At 60.0% G+C, this 17,241-nt stretch carries 15 protein-coding genes; 4 read left to right on the top strand and 11 right to left on the bottom strand.

Annotated features, from left to right (window positions below):
• Positions 1-27: 27 nt before the first annotated feature.
• Positions 28-513 (bottom strand): DUF523 domain-containing protein, encoded by a 486-nt coding sequence (locus tag BLU63_RS11895; RefSeq protein WP_010466711.1) that lies wholly within the window; start codon positions 511-513, stop codon positions 28-30.
• 2 nt (positions 514-515) lie between these two features.
• Positions 516-1,148, bottom strand: a complete 633-nt coding sequence (locus tag BLU63_RS11890) for a 2OG-Fe(II) oxygenase (protein ID WP_083375518.1) — start codon at positions 1,146-1,148, stop codon at positions 516-518.
• Between the two features lie 123 nt (positions 1,149-1,271).
• Here BLU63_RS11890 and BLU63_RS11885 point away from each other — a divergent pair, with 123 nt between their 5' ends.
• On the top strand, positions 1,272-2,024 hold the full coding sequence (locus tag BLU63_RS11885) for a DUF2059 domain-containing protein (RefSeq protein WP_010466707.1): 753 nt from the start codon (positions 1,272-1,274) through the stop codon (positions 2,022-2,024).
• A gap of 50 nt (positions 2,025-2,074) precedes the next feature.
• Here BLU63_RS11885 and BLU63_RS11880 read toward each other — a convergent pair whose 3' ends face one another.
• Positions 2,075-3,022, bottom strand: coding sequence for a phospholipase BipL (locus BLU63_RS11880; protein ID WP_010466703.1), 948 nt, complete (start codon positions 3,020-3,022; stop codon positions 2,075-2,077).
• Between the two features lie 98 nt (positions 3,023-3,120).
• Here BLU63_RS11880 and BLU63_RS11875 point away from each other — a divergent pair, with 98 nt between their 5' ends.
• A complete protein-coding gene (locus BLU63_RS11875; protein WP_083375517.1) occupies positions 3,121-3,699 on the top strand; it encodes a DUF6436 domain-containing protein in 579 nt (192 codons plus the stop codon).
• A 102-nt stretch (positions 3,700-3,801) separates the two neighbouring features.
• Entirely contained in the window at positions 3,802-6,210 is a 2,409-nt protein-coding gene (locus BLU63_RS11870; protein ID WP_083375516.1) for a penicillin acylase family protein, read from the top strand.
• 109 nt (positions 6,211-6,319) lie between these two features.
• Here BLU63_RS11870 and BLU63_RS11865 read toward each other — a convergent pair whose 3' ends face one another.
• Positions 6,320-7,285, bottom strand: coding sequence for a GlxA family transcriptional regulator (locus BLU63_RS11865; RefSeq protein WP_010466698.1), 966 nt, complete (start codon positions 7,283-7,285; stop codon positions 6,320-6,322).
• A 336-nt stretch (positions 7,286-7,621) separates the two neighbouring features.
• Between BLU63_RS11865 and BLU63_RS11855 the strand changes: the two genes are divergently transcribed.
• Positions 7,622-8,263: an HD domain-containing protein gene (locus BLU63_RS11855; RefSeq protein ID WP_083375514.1), complete on the top strand. Its 642-nt coding sequence runs from the start codon at positions 7,622-7,624 to the stop codon at positions 8,261-8,263.
• Positions 8,264-8,395: 132 nt separating this feature from the next.
• On the opposite strand, the gene BLU63_RS11850 is transcribed toward BLU63_RS11855, so the two are convergent.
• The 7 genes from BLU63_RS11850 to BLU63_RS11820 form a co-directional block, all read right to left on the bottom strand.
• Entirely contained in the window at positions 8,396-9,289 is an 894-nt protein-coding gene (locus BLU63_RS11850) for an ABC transporter permease subunit (protein ID WP_010466694.1), read from the bottom strand.
• On the bottom strand, positions 9,286-10,167 hold the full coding sequence (locus BLU63_RS11845; RefSeq protein ID WP_169857238.1) for an ABC transporter permease subunit: 882 nt from the start codon (positions 10,165-10,167) through the stop codon (positions 9,286-9,288). Before BLU63_RS11845 ends, BLU63_RS11850 begins: the two co-directional genes overlap by 4 nt.
• 35 nt (positions 10,168-10,202) lie before the next feature.
• Positions 10,203-11,345, bottom strand: coding sequence for an ABC transporter ATP-binding protein (locus BLU63_RS11840; protein WP_010466690.1), 1,143 nt, complete (start codon positions 11,343-11,345; stop codon positions 10,203-10,205).
• 73 nt (positions 11,346-11,418) lie between these two features.
• The gene (locus BLU63_RS11835) at positions 11,419-12,516 is read right to left on the bottom strand and encodes a polyamine ABC transporter substrate-binding protein (protein WP_077747186.1); all 1,098 of its coding nucleotides are present in this window, start codon (positions 12,514-12,516) and stop codon (positions 11,419-11,421) included.
• Between the two features lie 188 nt (positions 12,517-12,704).
• Positions 12,705-13,817, bottom strand: a complete 1,113-nt coding sequence (locus BLU63_RS11830; RefSeq protein WP_010466686.1) for a polyamine ABC transporter substrate-binding protein — start codon at positions 13,815-13,817, stop codon at positions 12,705-12,707.
• A gap of 169 nt (positions 13,818-13,986) precedes the next feature.
• Positions 13,987-15,351, bottom strand: a complete 1,365-nt coding sequence (locus BLU63_RS11825; protein WP_083375513.1) for an aspartate aminotransferase family protein — start codon at positions 15,349-15,351, stop codon at positions 13,987-13,989.
• Positions 15,352-15,410: 59 nt separating this feature from the next.
• Entirely contained in the window at positions 15,411-16,769 is a 1,359-nt protein-coding gene (locus BLU63_RS11820) for a glutamine synthetase family protein (protein WP_010466683.1), read from the bottom strand.
• Positions 16,770-17,241: the final 472 nt, after the last annotated feature.

The raw sequence follows: 17,241 nt of genomic DNA, 5'->3' as shown, positions 1-17,241 counted from the left end.
GAGTGAGCCTGCAGGGTGTGTAGGTGGTTAGTCTTGCGCGGTCAATGCAGCGGACGCTTCGGCCAGCTCCAACTCACTGAAGACTTGCACACCATGGCGCTTGAGCAACGCCGCCGTCACCCCCTCGCCGCTGACCTTCACACCGCTGAAGCTCCCGTCATACGTCAGCAAGTTCCCGCACGACGGGCTGTTGGCCTTGAGCACGGCGATGCGGATGTCGTGCTTTCGCACCAACTCCAGCGCCTGATAAGCCCCCGAGAGAAACTCGGCGCTGACATCCTCACCCTCGGTAGTGATGACGGAGGCGTGGCCATCCAGCACTTCACCGCCCTGCCCGCCCGGAATTTCCGCTGCAGCCCTGGGTGTTGGCAAACCACCGGCAACCTCCGGGCACAACGGCACCACGCGACCTTCATCGAGCCACTGTTGAAGCTGATCGAACGGCCCGCTCGCCCCGCCGTCGTAACGCACGCGATGGCCCAGCAGGCAGCGGCTTACCAGAATCTTCTGCATGATCAGAACGGCTCGTTACCGCGGCGCCGGAACCAGCCCGTCAATGAAAGGCGATCCCGGGTCGCGGGCAGGACTTCGTGAGGCACCTCGCCTGACAGAAACACCACCAGGCATCCGCCAGTGGGCACCACGTCGTGTTCGACGCCGTCCTCCAGGTACATGCGCAACTGGCCTCCGTGCTCGGGCAGCCAGCCGTCATTGAGGTAGATCACCGCCGAAACCATGCGCCGGTCGTCATCCCGAAAACGATCGACATGCTTGAGGTAAAACGCACCGGGCGGGTACAGGGCAAAATGGCTTTCGAAATCTTCCAGGCCCAGGTACAACCCGCGATTCATCGCCTCGCGCAGGCTGTCCATCAAGCTCAGGTAACTGTCGCACGCCAACGCCTGGCCGGGCTCGATCCACTGGATGTGGTCGCCGCGGATCCCCTCGCGAATCTCCGACGTCGGCCCTCGCCCCACGGCCGCCGGGGCCAGTTCGCCCTCAGCTGCACGTTTACGGCACTCAGCCGCCAGTTTCCGGGTCAGACCCAGAGGCAGGAAAATATTCTGCTGCGACCAGCCGCGCTCGGCCAGGTCGTCGACGATACGTAACAGCAGCGGGTGATCAGAGGATATTTGCATGGCGCGCATAGTATTCCTGTGCCTGCAAATCCGACAGAGCCGCGCGGCGGAGGATTTGTCGGATTACTGATACGAATTCTCGACAAGTACGAAAGCCGCACGGAGAATAGTCGCCTGCTGACAGGAGTCCCTATGCGCCGTTTGTTTTTTTCATTGCTGATGCTCTGTGTGTTGCCCGCTTGGGCAGACGGCCACGACCAGTTGTACAAGGTCGCCGGTTGGCCAGATCAGCGCGCGCATTTTAACGACGCCCTCTCTGCCGCTCAGCAGCGCTACCAGAACAGCCTGCCACCGGCGGTGTTTCAAGCCTTGGTGAACAACAGCAATCAACGTTTCGCCTCCCAGGCCGTGGACCAGCGCGCCGAAGCTCAATTGCGCAAAAGCCTCGCCGATCCGCAACCTGCGCTGACCTTCTTTCAATCGCCCCTGGGCAAGAAAATCGTCGCCGCCGAATTGCTGGCGACCCGTCGCGATCAACTGGCGAAAAACGCCAAGGGTTTGCCGAAGATTCAGGCCAGTGACAGCCGTCTGCTGATCATCGGCCACCTGGCCCAGGCCCTGCCCGCTCGCGAGGCTGGTGCGGAAGTCAGCCTGGCGATCGCCGGTGTCGCGGCTGACAGCCTGAGTTCGATGATCCCGGGGTTGCTCGGTGGCGGTCAGGCGCAAGGGGTGTTGAACGGACAGCGCCAGCGTTTGATGGAACAGATTGGTGCTGATCTGAACAACACGCTGTTGTATGTGTATCGCGATCTGTCGGATGAAGAACTGGAAGAGTTCGCCACGTTTGCCGAGTCCACCGAGGGCAAGGCTTATTACCAGGCAGCGCTGGCAGCCATTCGGGCGGGGTTGGCGGTGGGGCAGGATCCGGCGAATCTCAGTCAGTAATCTTTAGCGCCTGATACACCGACTTGCCCGCGATGAGGCCCTCACTTGCGCTAAAGATTCCGACCCTTGATCCGCTTGGTCAAAAACCCGAAATACTCCCGCCGCAACCCAACCGTCTCATTCGCCAGATGATGCCGCGCCTCCGGCAGCATCAATACCTGCGGCCGATCAAACTTGGCCTTCAACACCTCAAGGTTATGCTCCCAATCCACCGTCATGTCCGACTGCCCCTGCACAATCAGCGGTCGCCGTGGACTGTTCGGTGCCGCCTCGATTCGCTTGATCCACCGCGCCAACGCACCGACCCACGCCGTTGGCAGTCGCAGCGCTTGCAACGGATCGGCTTGCAGGAACGACAGGAACTCAGGGTCGTTGGAGTTCTCGCTGAAGCGCCTGGCAATGCCGTTCACGAAAGGCTTGAGCAGGTAATAACTGAGCTGCGACCAGCCCCAGGCGCGCGGCCGAACCAGCGGTGACAGCAGAATCACCTGACCCTGGGCCGGACTGTCTGCACCGTGGTTAAGTACATGATCGATCACGATCGCCCCGCCAGTACTTTGCCCGCACAGATGCCACGGCTGTGGGAGGTCAAGCGACTGCGCCTCGGCAAGCAACCCTTCCAGGGTGTGCTGATACTCGGCGAAATCCTTGATGCTCGCCCGCTCGCCACTGGACAGACCATGCCCCGGCAAGTCGCAGGCAATCACTGCGAAGCCCTGATCCAGCGCCCACTCGATCACATGTCGGTAGAGCCCGGTGTGATCGTAGAAGCCATGGAACATAAACAGGGTCGCCTTCGCCTGGTCAGGCCACCAGACCTGGCTGACCACTTCATAGCCATCGACCCCGAAACGCCCCAATCCGCGGCGCAGCATTCGCCCCGGAAAATCCAGCCCGTAAAACCGCTGATAGGCCAGCGCTTCCACCGAAAGCGGCTGCCATTCGGCCAATGGCCGCAGGCTGGCGCGCAAATGATCGGGGTCGAAAGTGGCAGACATGAGCTATTTCCAGAGCGTTAAACAGACTTTATGGGCCTGCGATATTCATCTGTCGCGGCAAGCATGGCAAGCTAGCCGACCTTCGAGGATTGAAACCCATGCGCCCGGCCTACCGCACCACACTGCTTGCCAGCCTGCTCGCCCTCGTGTGTGCCGGCGTCTTGTGGGCGGCCTATGACTGGTTTCAGGGGCGCTACCTGCGCGCCTTCAGTTCACACACCGCGTTATTTTCCGGTGATCCGCTGCGCCTGCCCGCCGACCTCGCCGGCCCCGGCGCCATACGCCTGGTGCACTTCTGGGACCCGGCCTGCCCGTGCAATGTCGGCAACCAGCAACACCTGACTGAACTGGTCGATCAATACGTACCGCAGGGCGTGGAGTTTTACGCGGTCCAAAAACCCGGCAGCCACGGTCAGTTGCCCAGCACCTTGAGCCGCCTGAAAACCATCACCGTTCTCCCGGGTTCCGAACAGATCCCCGCCAGCCCGGCGGTGGCGATCTGGGACCGCAGCGGCAAACTGGCCTACTTCGGCCCGTACAGCGAAGGCCTGACCTGCAATTCGAACAACAGCTTTATCGAGCCCATCCTGCAAGCACTCAGCGAAGGTCGTGCGGTGGGCGCCACCCATACGCTGGCGGTCGGTTGCTACTGTCCTTGGCCGGAGGAAGCGAAGTAAGGCAATCCTGACTTTTCCAGGACCGCGATGCCCGGCACAGAAGGTCTGTGCTACATGTTTGCAGCCCGCACGGGCGGCAATCCCGAAGAACAAGGAGTCACCATGAAACGCGTCCTGACCGTACTTGTATTGCTGATCGTCACGCTCGTCATCGGGGTCGGCGGGTACGTGTACATCAAGCAGCCGACGCGCCAGGGCCAGGTGGAGTTGCAGCATCTTCAGGGCTCGGTGACCGTGCGTTACGACGAGCGCGGCGTGCCGCATATCCGCGCCGAAAACGAAACCGACCTCTACCGCACCCTCGGCTACGTGCAGGCTCAGGATCGGTTGTTCCAGATGGAAGCCATGCGCCGCCTCGCCCGGGGTGAGCTGGCCGAAATCCTCGGTCCGAAACTGATCGACACCGACAAACTGTTCCGCAGCTTGCGTATCCGGGAGCGCGCCGAGAGTTATGTGGCCGCACTGGATCGTCAGTCACCGGCATGGAAGGCGCTGGAAGCCTATCTGGATGGCATCAACCAGTATCAGGACACTCACGCGGCGCCCATGGAGTTCGACGTGCTGGGCATCCACAAGCGCCCGTTCACCGCCGAAGACAGCATCAGCGTCGCCGGTTACATGGCGTACAGTTTTGCCGCCGCGTTTCGCACCGAGCCTTTACTGACGTTTGTGCGCGACCAACTGGGCGTCGAGTACCTGAGTGTTTTCGAACTCGACTGGCAGCCCAAAGGCGTATTGGCCAAGACGCGCACACCCGGCCCCGCCCTCGCTGCCGGTGACTGGAAAGACCTGAACGCCCTCGCCCGCCTGAGCGAACAGGCCTTGGCCGACAACGGCCTGCCGCAGTTCGAAGGCAGCAACGCCTGGGTGATTGCCGGCAACCGCAGCAAAAGCGGCAAGCCGCTGCTGGCCGGTGACCCGCACATTCGCTTCTCGGTGCCGTCGGTATGGTACGAGGCGCAATTGTCGGCGCCGGGCTTCGAGCTCTACGGTCATCATCAGGCGCTGGTGCCGTTTGCCTTTCTCGGCCACAACCTGGACTTCGGCTGGAGCCTGACGATGTTCCAGAACGACGACCTCGACCTGATCGCCGAGAAGATCAACCCGGACAACCCGAACCAGGTCTGGTATCGCGGCAAATGGGTCGACATGGTCAACACCGAGCAACAGATCGCGGTGAAAGGCCAGGCGCCGGTCACCCTGAAGCTGCGCCAGTCGCCCCACGGCCCGATCATCAACGATGTGCTGGGCAGCGCCGCCGGCAAGACACCGGTGTCCATGTGGTGGGCGTTCCTTGAAACGCCGAACCCGATCCTCGAAGGTTTCTACCAGCTCAACCGCGCCGACACCCTGGCCAAGGCCCGCGCCGCAGCGGCCAAGGTTCAGGCACCGGGATTGAACATCGTCTACGCCAACGCCAAGGGCGACATCGGTTGGTGGGCCTCGGCGCTGCTGCCCAAACGTGCGGCCGGGGTGAAGCCCGGTTTCATCCTCGACGGCAGCACCAATCAGGCGGACAAGGACGGTTTCTACCCGTTCAGCGCCAACCCGCAGGAAGAAAATCCGGCGCGCGGCTACATCGTCTCGGCCAACTTCCAGCCCGTGTCGCCGACCGGCATGGAGATTCCCGGTTACTACAACCTCGCCGATCGCGGCCAGCAACTCAATCATCAGCTCAGCGACAAGAGCGTGAAATGGGACAACGAGGCCAACCAGAAGCTGCAACTGGGCACCACCACCGCCTACGGCCCGCGTCTGTTGGCGCCGCTGTTGCCGGTACTGCGTGAAGGGGTGAGCGATCCCGCCGAACTGAAACTGGTCGAGCAACTGGCGCAATGGAAAGGCGATTACCCGCTGGATTCCACCAGCGCCACGCTGTTCAACCAGTTCCTGTTCAACCTGGCCGACGCGACGATGCACGATGAGCTGGGGAATGATTTTTTCGAGGCCCTGCTCTCGACTCGCGTGATCGACGCTGCGCTACCCCGCCTGGCCGCGACGGCCGATTCGCCGTGGTGGGACAACCGCAACACCCTCGGCAAGGAAACCCGCGCCGATACAGTGAAAGTGGCCTGGCAAGCGAGCATCGCCCACCTCAAGACCACCCTTGGCCCTGACGTCGCGCACTGGCAGTGGGGCAAGGCGCACACCCTGACCCACGATCACCCCTTGGGCGTGCAGAAGCCGCTGGACCGAATCTTCAACGTCGGCCCGTTCGCGGCGCCCGGCACCCATGAAGTGCCGAACAACCTCTCGGCCAAGATTGGCCCGGCGCCGTGGCCGGTGACGTATGGCCCATCGACGCGGCGCCTGGTGGACTTTGCCGACCCGGCCCACAGCCTGACCATCAACCCGGTCGGCCAGAGCGGCGTGCCGTTCGACAGCCATTACGAAGACCAGGCCGAAGCGTATGTCGAAGGGATTTACTACGAGGCGCACTTCAATAACGAAGAAGTCACGGCCAATACGCGCAGTACGTTGAAGCTGTTGCCGGCGCGAAGTGCTCAATAGTTTTGTATTGCCAGCAGGCTGGCTCCCACAGTGATCCTGTACACGCAGATCCATTGTGGGAGCCAGCCTGCTGGCGATGAGGCCCGCAAGAACAACGCCTGTTCATGGCTCAAACCATCGCCGCAAAATTCAGCCTGAACTGCTGCGGCGTCACTCCCAATCGGCGACTGAACACCGTGCGCATGTGCTGGGCATCGCGAAACCCGCATTGATACGCCACCGTTTTGAGCGGTGAATGGGTGCTTTCAAGCAGCACCCGCGCCGCGTCCACCCTCGCCCGCTCGACGAATTCCGCCGGGGTGATTTTCGCCTCCTTGGCGAACACCCGGGAAAAGTTGCGGGCACTCATGTTGGCCGCGTTCGCCAGATCGGCAATGGTCAGGTCGCCGGTCAGGTTGGCCAGGACGTAGAGTTGCACCAGTGCCACCGCCGACGTCGGTTCGGCGTGGGGTGTGAGGAACGGGCTGAACTGCGATTGCCCGCCCGAGCGTTGGGTGAACACCACCAGCCGCTTGGCCACGCTCAACGCCACTTCCGGTCCGTGGTCCCGGGCCAAGAGGTACAACGATAAATCAATCCCCGCCGTGACGCCGGCCGAGGTGAAGAGCTCGCCGTCCTGAACGTAGAGGCGATCGGCATCGACCTGAGTCGATGGGCACGCTGTCGCCAACGCCGCGGCATCATCCCAATGGGTGGTGACGGTCCGTCCTTCGAGCAATCCGGCCCGGGCCAGCATGAACGCGCCGTTGCAGATCGAACCAAATCGTTGCGCCCGCGCACAGGCATCGCGCAACCAGCCATCGAAGGCCGCGCCAAAATCCAGGAACGGCAATTGCGGCCCGCCGGCCACCAGCAGCAAGTCATAAGCCTCCAGCGCTTCGCTGAAATGCCGATGGGCATTGAGCGACAAACCGTTGGAGCACGCCATCATCCCGTGCTCGACGCCGATAACCTCTAGCCGGTAATGGTCATGCGGTTCGAGGAAGCGATTGGCTTCGCAAAACACATCCATGGGACCGGTGACGTCCAACGACTGGACGCCAGCGAACACTACGATGGCAACGGTTTTACTCATGGTTGGACTGCCTCTACGGGTCACACTTACCTGTGGCGAGGGAGCTTGCTCCCGCTGGAGTGCGCAGCACTCCCATTCCTGTCACTACTGTTTGCCTGGTGTAATTGAGTTGCAGGTTTTGGAGCCGCTTCGCAGCCCAGCGGGAGCAAGCTCCCTCGCCACAAAAGCGTATTTGCCGGTACCAAACTTAGCCAACCCGGGCGCAACAAGCGAGGTTGGCGCGATTTGCATGCTCATTGGCCGGGATCGCAGCCATGGATCGATTGTCCGGTTTTGGAGGCCGGAACAGACTTGTTCCATCAGCGCCGCCACGGCGTTCCCCACAAGGAAAGCACCATGAGCAGCATCATTGCCGGTATCAAAATCCCCGACAGCGCGTTGGCCAAGGCCACCACCGAATACATTCGCGACGCCGAGTCCGATTTGCTTTACCACCATTCGCGCCGGGTGTTTCTGTTCGGCGCCTTGAGCGGTGAGCGCAAGCAGTTGGCCTACGATCCAGAGATGCTCTACGTCGGCGCCATGTTCCATGACCTGGGCCTGGTGGAAGGTCATCGCACGGACAACGAGCGCTTCGAAGTCGATAGCGCCAACGCCGCCAAAGCGTTCCTCAAGCCGTATGGGTTGTCGGATGGCGATATCGAGCAGGTGTGGCTTTCGATCGCCCTGCACACCACGCCGGGCGTACCGCAACACTTGCGGCCTAATGTGGCATTGGTCACGGCCGGTGTGGAAATGGATGTGCTGGGTATCGATTACGCCGCGTTTCCCACCGTGCAGCGTGAGGAAGTGGTGCATACGCACCCACGAGGCGAGGGGTTCAAGGAATGCATCCTGTGCGCGTTCGCCAATGGCTTCAAACACAAGCCGGACACTACGTTCGGCACGGTGAACGCAGATGTGCTGGTGGACAGCGAGCCGGGGTTCAAGCCGATGAACTTCGTCGAGATCATCCGCAAGTCTCCCTGGATGTCCTAAAACAACTGTGGGAGCTAGCCTGCTCGCGAATGCGGTGTGTCAGTCGACATCTCTATCAACTGACACGACCTCATCGCGAGCACGCTCGCTCCCACACTGGATCGGGGTTGGCCACATAATCGTGGCCAACCTTCAAGCCGCTTCCGGCGCCTGCTGGGCGCGACGCACGTCCGGTTGTTTCCAGGAGTCGGCCGCGCTTTCTTCGATCGCCTGCTGGATCGCACGCTTGCGCGCTTCTTCGGCACGGCGGCTGAAGAACCAGACCAGGAAGGTCATCAGCGAAACCGCCAGCAGAATCAGGCTGGCCACGGCGTTGATCTCGGGTTTAACCCCAAGGCGCACCGCCGAGAACACTTCCATCGGCAGGGTCGTGGAGCCCGGGCCCGACACGAAGCTCGCCAACACCAGGTCATCCAGGGACAGGGCGAACGACATCATGCCGCCGGCACCCAGGGATGGCGCGATCATCGGGATGGTGATCAAGAAGAACACCTTCCATGGCCGCGCACCGAGGTCCATGGCTGCCTCTTCGATGGACAGGTCCAGCTCACGCAAGCGCGCCGACACCACCACCGCTACATACGCCGCACAGAACGTGGTGTGAGCGATCCAGATGGTGACAATGCCGCGTTCCTGTGGCCAACCGATCATCTGCGCCATGGCCACGAACAGCAGCAACAGCGACAGACCGGTGATCACTTCGGGCATCACCAGCGGCGCGGTGACCAGGCCACCGAACAGCGTGCGACCCTTGAAGTGGGTGATACGGGTCAGCACAAATGCCGCCAACGTACCCAGTGCCACCGCCGCCACCGCCGTGTAGCAGGCGATTTCCAGCGAGCGCACCACCGAGCCCATCAATTGAGTGTTGTCCATCAAACCGACGTACCACTTGATCGACCAGCCGCCCCACACCGTCACCAGTTTCGAGGCGTTGAACGAGTAGATCACCAGGATCAGCATCGGCGCGTAGATGAACAGCAAGCCCGCGATCAGCATGAAACTCGAGAAACGGAAGCGCTTCATTCTTTACCCTCCATTTCCTTGGCCTGACTGCGGTTGAACAGAATAATCGGCACAATCAGGATCGCCAGCATCACCACCGCCAGGGCGGACGCCACCGGCCAGTCGCGGTTGTTGAAGAATTCTTGCCAGAGCACTTTACCGATCATCAGGGTTTCCGGACCGCCCAGCAGTTCCGGGATCACGAACTCGCCCACCACCGGAATGAACACCAGCATGCAGCCGGCGACGATGCCGTTCTTCGACAGCGGAATAGTGATCTTCCAGAAGCTGTTGAACGTGCTCGAACCCAGGTCCGACGCAGCTTCCAGCAGACTGTTGTCGTGCTTCACCAGGTTGGCGTAAAGCGGCAGGATCATGAACGGCAGGTACGAATAGACCACGCCGATGTACACGGCGAGGTTGGTGTTGAGGATCTGCAGCGGTTCGTCGATCCAGCCCATGGTCATCAGGAAACCGTTGAGCAGGCCGTTGTTGCTGAGGATGCCCATCCACGCATACACGCGGATCAGGATCGCCGTCCAGGTCGGCATCATGATCAGCAGCACCAGCACCGTTTGCAGCTCTTTACGGGCACTGGCGATGGCGTAGGCCATCGGGTAGCCAATCAGCAGGCAGAGGACGGTGCTGATCAGCGCCATCTTCAGCGAGCCAAGGTAGGCAGCGATGTACAACTCGTCGCCGGCCAGCATCGCGTAGTTGCTCAGGTTAAGCAGCAACTGCACCTTCTGGTCGATGTAGCTGTAGATCTCGGTGTACGGAGGAATGGCTACGTCGGCTTCAGCGAAGCTGATCTTCAGGACGATGAAGAACGGCAGCATGAAGAACAGGAACAGCCAAATGAACGGAACCCCGATGACCAGCTGGCGGCCACCGGGAATTATTCGATTGAGGCGGCGTTTGAATTTGCGCATGTTCATGAGCGAAGTACCACGCCGCTGTCGTCTTCCCAGTACACGTAGACCTGGTCACCCCAGGTTGGGCGCTGGCCACGGCGCTCGGCGTTGGCGACGAACGACTGGACGATCTTGCCGCTCGGCAGCTCGACGTAGAACACCGAGTGACCGCCGAGGTAGGCGATGTCGTGCACCTTGCCGCTGGACCAGTTGTATTCGCAGGTCGGCATGGTCGGGGTCACCAGCAGTTTTTCCGGACGGATCGCGTAGGTCACGGATTTGTCCTGCACCGAGGTGCTGATGCCGTGGCCCACGTAGATCTTCCGGTCGAGGTCCTTGCAGGTGATGATCGCGTGCCCCTCGGCGTCATCGATCACTTCACCGTCGAAGATGTTGACGTTGCCGATGAACTCGCAGACCAGGCGGCTGGTCGGGGTTTCGTAGATGTCGATCGGGCTGCCGATCTGAGCGATCCAGCCCAGGTGCATGATCGCAATGCGCTCGGCCATGGTCATGGCCTCTTCCTGATCGTGGGTCACCATGACGCAGGTCACGCCGACGCGCTCGATGATCTCGACCAGTTCCAGCTGCATTTGCGAACGTAGCTTCTTGTCCAGCGCACCCATCGGCTCGTCGAGCAGCAACAGCTTCGGCCGCTTGGCCAACGAGCGCGCCAGGGCCACACGCTGACGCTGGCCACCGGACAACTGATGCGGCTTGCGTTTGGCGTACTGGGTCATCTGAACCAGCTTGAGCATGTCTGCGACACGGGCATCGACTTCAGAGGCGGGCAGCTTGTCCTGCTTGAGGCCGAAGGCGATGTTCTGCGCCACGGTCATGTGCGGGAACAACGCGTAGGACTGGAACATCATGTTGATCGGCCGCTCGTATGGCGGCATGTCAGTGATGTCTACGCCATCGAGGTAAATGCGCCCCTCCGTGGGCCGTTCGAAGCCTGCGAGCATGCGCAGCAACGTGGATTTGCCCGATCCAGAACCGCCGAGCAAGGCGAAAATCTCGCCTTTCTTGATTTCCAGGGACACATCGTCCACGGCAATCGTCTCGTCGAACTTCTTCGTGACCCGGTCGATTTTGACCAGCACCTGTTTAGGTGTCTGGTCGCCCTCGAGGGCTTTCTTATAGGCGCCGGAGGCAACTGCCATTTACGAAACTCCCAGAAAAAAAGAGTGCAGTTCGCTCAAGGTGAGCCAACCTTGGATAGTTTGAGCCTTGTCGCTATTTACCCGACTTGACCTTGGTCCAGCTGCGGGTCATCAAACGTTGAATGTTTGGTGGTAACTCGACGGACACATAGGTCTTGTCGAGAACGGCTTGCGGTGGATAGACCGACTCGTCGGTGCGGATGGACTGTTCCATCAACTTGTCCGAGCCAGGGTTGGGGTTCGCATAGCCAACAGAATCACTGACCTGTGCGATCACCTCGGGTTTCAACAAATAGTTGATGAAGGCGTGGGCCTCTTTGACGTTGCTCGAATCCTTCGGAATCGCAAGCATGTCGAACCACAGCGCACCGCCCTCCTTGGGAATGGTATAGGCCACATTCACGCCTTTGCCGGCCTCGGATGCCCGGGCCTTGGCCTGGAACATGTCACCGGAGAAACCGATGGCGATGCAGATGTCGCCGTTGGCGAGGTCCGCGATGTATTTGGAGGAGTGGAAGTACGTCACGTAAGGGCGCACCGCCAGCAACTTGGCTTCGGCCTTTTTGTAATCTTCGGGGTTGGTGCTGTTAGCGTTGAGGCCCATGTAGTTGAGGACGGTGGGCATCATTTCATCGGCGGAATCGAGGAACGCGACACCGCAAGCGTGCAGCTTCTTGATGTTCTGCGGTTCGAATACCGCGCTCCAGGAGTCGATCTTGTCGACGCCCAGTACCGCCTTGATCTTGTCGACGTTGTAACCGATGCCGTTGGTGCCCCACAGGTAAGGCACGGCGTACAAGTTGCCCGGATCGTTTTGCTCAAGACGCTTGAGCAGTACCGGATCGAGGTTGGCATAGTTAGGCAGCTTCGACTTGTCGAGCTTCTGGAAGGCGCCCGCCTTGATCTGTTTGCCCAGGAAGTGGTTGGACGGTACGACCACGTCGTAACCGGTGCGCCCGGCCAGCAACTTGCCTTCCAGGGTTTCGTTGGAATCGAAGACGTCATAAACCGGTTTGATGCCGGTCTCTTTCTGGAAGTCGGCCAGCGTCGTCGGGCCGATGTAGTCCGACCAGTTATAAATATGCACAGTGCCGGCGGCCTGGACACTGACAGCGAGTGTCAGCCCGGCGCCGACCAGCATGGCATTGCGCAACAAAGAAAAAATAGGCAAGTGGAGGTCCTCTAAAATTAGTTGGGCCCAAGTTGCCCCGCGTTACATGACAGGCATGGCTGCCCAGCAACAAAACCGGCGCGCAACTTACCCTCGAAAAACCGTTCCAGCAAAACTTTCTGTCATTTAATTACACCTGTTGCCGTCACCGCGCAGGCGACGGCAACAGGTTGTTGCCTCAAAACGGCTTATTTACCCGATTTGATCTTGGTCCAGCTGCGCGTCATGATCCGCTGGGTCGCGGCCGGCAAGTCGGCAATCGCGTACAACTTGGCCAGCACTTCTGCCGGCGGGTAGATGCCCGGGTCGGCGGTGATTTCTTTATCAACCAAGGCGGTGGCGGCCGCGTTACCGTTCGGGAAGCGCACGGCGTTGGTGATTTCAGCCATGATTTCCGGCTTCTGCAGGAAGGTCATGAACTTGTAGGCGCCTTCGACGTTTTCGGCATCTTTAGGGATGGCGACCATGTCGTAGAAGCTACCGGCACCTTCTTTCGGAATGTTGTAGCTGACTTTCACCTTGTCACCGGCTTCAGCCGCGCGGGACTTGGCCTGGTAGATGTCACCCGAGTAACCCACGGCCACGCAGATGTTGCCGTTGGCCAGGTCGGAGATGTACTTGGACGAGTGGAAGTAGCCCACCGAAGGACGAATCTTCAGGAACAGCGCTTCGGCTTCGGCCAGTTGTTTTTTGTCCTGGCTGTCGGTTGGATAGCCCAGGTAGTGCAACGCCACCGGAATCATCTCGGTTGGCGAATCGAGGAAACTGATACCGCACGACTTCAACTTCGCGGCGTTTTCAGGTTTGAACAGCAGGTCCCAGGAATTGGTTGGTGCATCGGCACCCAGTGCAGCCTTGACCTTCTCGGCGTTGAAGCCAATGCCGATCGAACCCCACATGTACGGGAACGCGTGTTCGTTGCCCGGGTCGCTCACCGACACAGCCTTGAGCAGGTCAGTGTTCAGGTTTTTCCAGTTAGGCAGCTTGGACTTGTCCAGCTTCTGGTAAACGCCGGCCTTGATCTGCTTGGCCAGGAAGTTGTTCGACGGCACGACAATGTCGTAGCCGGACTTGCCTGCCAGCAACTTGGCTTCCAGGGTTTCGTTACTGTCGAATACGTCGTAGACAACCTTGATGCCGGACTCGGTTTCGAACTTCTTGATGGTGTCCGGCGCGATGTAGTCGGACCAGTTATAGACGTGCAACACCTTGTCGTCCGCCTGAACCGCACCCGCCATTATGCCCATCAGGGACATGGCGAGAAGTGTCTTGCCAGCAAGCTTTTTTCCTAATGCCTTCATGCGTAATGCTCCAAATTTTTTCTTTTTTGAACCACTTTGTTCAGCGGCCGAATCCGGACAACTGGAACCGCGGCTAGTCTGGCAAGATCCGAGGCGGTCTTTCAAGGAAAGGCCTCCTTTAGAACTGCTCTGAGCGAAAGTTTCATGACTCCCGCCCAGAGCCTAGCACTTAGCCCTGCAACGCACTCAGGGTCAGGTCCAGGCACTTGCGTGCCTTGGTTACCAGCTCATCGATTTCAGCCTTGGTAATCACCAGCGGCGGAGCAATGATCATGGTGTCCCCCACGGCGCGCATGATCAGGCCGTTGTCGAAGCAGAACTGGCGGCAGATCATGCCGACGCCCTTGCCTTCGTAACGCTTGCGAGTGGCCTTGTCCTGCACCAGCTCGATTGCCCCCAGCAGACCGACCCCACGCACTTCCCCCACCAACGGGTGATCGTTCAGTTCCCGTAGACGCTTTTGCAAATAGGGTGCCGTTTCGGCATGAACACGCTCGATAATTTTTTCTTCGCGCAGGATGCGGATGTTTTCCAGTGCCACCGCCGCGGCCACCGGGTGTCCGGAATAAGTGAAACCGTGGTTGAAATCGCCACCTTCGTTGAGCACGGCGACCACTTCGTCACGCACGATCAGGCCACCCATCGGAATGTAGCCGGAGGTCAGGCCCTTGGCGATGGTCATCATGTCGGGCTTGAGGTCGTAGAAATCGGTACCGAACCACTCACCGGTGCGTCCGAAACCACAGATCACTTCGTCCGCCACGAACAGGATGTCGTACTTGGCGAGGATTTCCTTGATGCGCGGCCAGTAGGTGTCTGGCGGAATGATCACGCCGCCAGCGCCCTGGATCGGCTCGGCAATAAAGGCACCGACGTTGTCCACGCCGAGTTCCAGAATCTTTTCTTCCAGCTGATTGGCCGCCCACACACCGAACTCTTCCGGTGTCATGTCGCCTCCTTCGCCGAACCAGTACGGCTGGGCGATGTGGAGAATGCCCGGAATCGGCAAGTCGCCTTGTTCGTGCATGTAGGTCATGCCGCCCAGGCTCGCGCCGGCCACGGTGGAACCGTGATAGCCATTCTTGCGGCTGATGATGACTTTCTTCTTCGGCTGGCCCTTGATCGCCCAATAGTGGCGGACCATCCGCAGCATGGTGTCGTTGCCTTCGGAACCGGAACCGGTGAAGAACACGTGGTTCATGCCTTGCGGTGCGATGTCGGCGATGGCCTTGGCCAGTTCCAGCACCGGCGGGTGGGCCGTCTGGAAGAACAGGTTGTAGTAAGGCAGTTCGCGCATCTGTTTGCTTGCGGCATCGGCCAGTTCATCGCGACCGTAGCCAATCGCAACGCACCACAGGCCGGCCATGCCGTCGAGGATCTTGTTGCCTTCGCTGTCCCAGAGGTAAACGCCTTTGGCGCTGGTGATGATCCGCGGGCCTTTCTCTTTCAGCTGCTTGAAGTCGCTGAACGGGGCCAAGTGGTGATCGTTGCTCAGGGTTTGCCATTCACGGGTTTGCGGATTGTTGCTAGTCATACCAATCTCCAAAAAAAATCAGGTGAAAGCGCCGCCCGACAACGACGGCGCCCGGCGTATCAGACGGCGAAGAGCAGGAATTCCCGCTCCCATGAGCTGATCACGCGCTTGAAGTTTTCATGCTCGGCCCGCTTGACCGCGACGTAGCCAGTGATGAATTTCTTGCCCAGGTATTTCTCGATAGTCGCGCTGTTTTCCATGCGTTCCAGCGCGTCTTCGATGGTCAGTGGCAGGCGCAGGTTGCGGCGTTCATAGCCACGACCCACCACCGGCGCACTCGGGTTCAAGCCTTCGACCATGCCGATGTAACCGCAGAGCAGGCTCGCGGCAATCGCCAGGTACGGGTTGGCGTCGGCGCCCGGCAGGCGGTTTTCCACCCGACGGTTTTGCGGCCCGGCATCCGGAACCCGCAGGCCCACGGTACGGTTCTCTTCGCCCCACTCCACGTTCACCGGTGCCGAGGTGTCCGGCAGGAAGCGGCGGAACGAGTTGACGTTGGGTGCGAACAGCGGCAACAGCTCGGGGATCAGTTTCTGCAAGCCACCGATGTGGTGCAGGAACAGCTGACTCATGGTCCCGTCTTCATTAGAGAAGACGTTCTTGCCGGTTTCGAGGTCGATGATGCTTTGGTGCAAGTGCATGGCACTGCCGGGCTCGCCAGTCATGGGTTTGGCCATGAAGGTGGCCGCCACGTCGTGCTTGAGCGCGGCTTCGCGCATGGTGCGTTTGAACACCAGGATCTGGTCAGCCAGGGACAGGGCATCGCCGTGACGGAAATTGATTTCCATCTGCGCCGTGCCGTCCTCGTGGATCAGCGTGTCGAGGTCCAGCTCCTGCAATTCGCACCAGTCGTAGACGTCCTCGAACAGCGGATCGAATTCGTTCGCGGCTTCAATGGAGAACGACTGACGACCGATTTCCGGGCGCCCGGAACGGCCGATAGGCGGTTGCAACGGGTAGTCCGGATCGTCACTGCGCTTGGTCAGGTAAAACTCCATTTCTGGCGCAACGATCGGCTGCCAGCCCTTCTCGGAATAGAGTTTGAGCACTTTCTTGAGTACGTTGCGAGGCGACAGCTCAATCGGGTTGCCCTGCTTGTCATAGGTGTCATGGATCACCTGCGCGGTGGGCTCGACGGCCCAAGGCACCAGGAACACCGCGTTCTGATCGGGGCGGCAGATCATGTCGATGTCGGCCGGGTCGAGCAGTTCGTAATAGATGTCGTCTTCGACATAGTCGCCCGTCACGGTCTGCAGCAGAACGCTCTCGGGCAGGCGCATGCCTTTTTCAGCAATGAACTTGTTGGTCGGCGAAATCTTGCCCCGGGTGATCCCGGTCAAGTCGGCGATCATGCATTCGACTTCTGTGATCTTGTGGTCTTTCAACCAATCGGTGAGCTGGTCGAGGTTGTTACTCATAAATGCCTCTTAGGCTGAGTTTCCTGACTCTTATAAGTCAGGCGTTGTTTGACGCACGGGCGTCGCGTGATACAGATTGCCACTGCAATAGCCGCGCACAAGTACCCACACGGGTAATGGCGTGGGTCAGTGAGAGCGTAGTGGAGCGTGCAGAATCATGAGCAGAAGCCGACGCGTTGGTCGGGCTGCCAGGACGAAACGGAACTATATTGGATAGAGAGGCAGTCAAGAGAATGTCGTGCAGACCGTCCAGAATATCGGACGGTGCCAGCAGGTTCGCCGGGGAAGTAAGAGTCGACGGCACGCCTTGGGCAACGCTTGCCTTGGCGTGGACGCTACGATCGCCACTGATGTGATAAGCATACAGACCGATCTGCCTTGAGCAGATGGCGACGCCGATTAACGGCAGGCGAGACATGAAGCACCCCGGTATTATTGCTGTTATGGGTTTGAATCGAGCTTAGCCTTGTTC

The organism is Pseudomonas mandelii (genome assembly GCF_900106065.1).
Lineage (GTDB): Bacteria > Pseudomonadota > Gammaproteobacteria > Pseudomonadales > Pseudomonadaceae > Aquipseudomonas > Aquipseudomonas mandelii.
This window is presented reverse-complemented; position numbering and strand designations above follow the sequence as displayed.

Bases quoted from the DNA above. Each gene is read 5' to 3' on its own strand.
- BLU63_RS11895 (WP_010466711.1), bottom strand. From the start codon at position 513: ATGCAGAAGATTCTGGTAAGCCGCTGCCTGCTGGGCCATCGCGTGCGT.
- BLU63_RS11890 (WP_083375518.1), bottom strand. From the start codon at position 1,148: ATGCGCGCCATGCAAATATCCTCTGATCACCCGCTGCTGTTACGTATC.
- BLU63_RS11885 (WP_010466707.1), top strand. From the start codon at position 1,272: ATGCGCCGTTTGTTTTTTTCATTGCTGATGCTCTGTGTGTTGCCCGCT.
- BLU63_RS11880 (WP_010466703.1), bottom strand. From the start codon at position 3,022: ATGTCTGCCACTTTCGACCCCGATCATTTGCGCGCCAGCCTGCGGCCA.
- BLU63_RS11875 (WP_083375517.1), top strand. From the start codon at position 3,121: ATGCGCCCGGCCTACCGCACCACACTGCTTGCCAGCCTGCTCGCCCTC.
- BLU63_RS11870 (WP_083375516.1), top strand. From the start codon at position 3,802: ATGAAACGCGTCCTGACCGTACTTGTATTGCTGATCGTCACGCTCGTC.
- BLU63_RS11865 (WP_010466698.1), bottom strand. From the start codon at position 7,285: ATGAGTAAAACCGTTGCCATCGTAGTGTTCGCTGGCGTCCAGTCGTTG.
- BLU63_RS11855 (WP_083375514.1), top strand. From the start codon at position 7,622: ATGAGCAGCATCATTGCCGGTATCAAAATCCCCGACAGCGCGTTGGCC.
- BLU63_RS11850 (WP_010466694.1), bottom strand. From the start codon at position 9,289: ATGAAGCGCTTCCGTTTCTCGAGTTTCATGCTGATCGCGGGCTTGCTG.
- BLU63_RS11840 (WP_010466690.1), bottom strand. From the start codon at position 11,345: ATGGCAGTTGCCTCCGGCGCCTATAAGAAAGCCCTCGAGGGCGACCAG.
- BLU63_RS11830 (WP_010466686.1), bottom strand. From the start codon at position 13,817: ATGAAGGCATTAGGAAAAAAGCTTGCTGGCAAGACACTTCTCGCCATG.
- BLU63_RS11825 (WP_083375513.1), bottom strand. From the start codon at position 15,351: ATGACTAGCAACAATCCGCAAACCCGTGAATGGCAAACCCTGAGCAAC.
- BLU63_RS11820 (WP_010466683.1), bottom strand. From the start codon at position 16,769: ATGAGTAACAACCTCGACCAGCTCACCGATTGGTTGAAAGACCACAAG.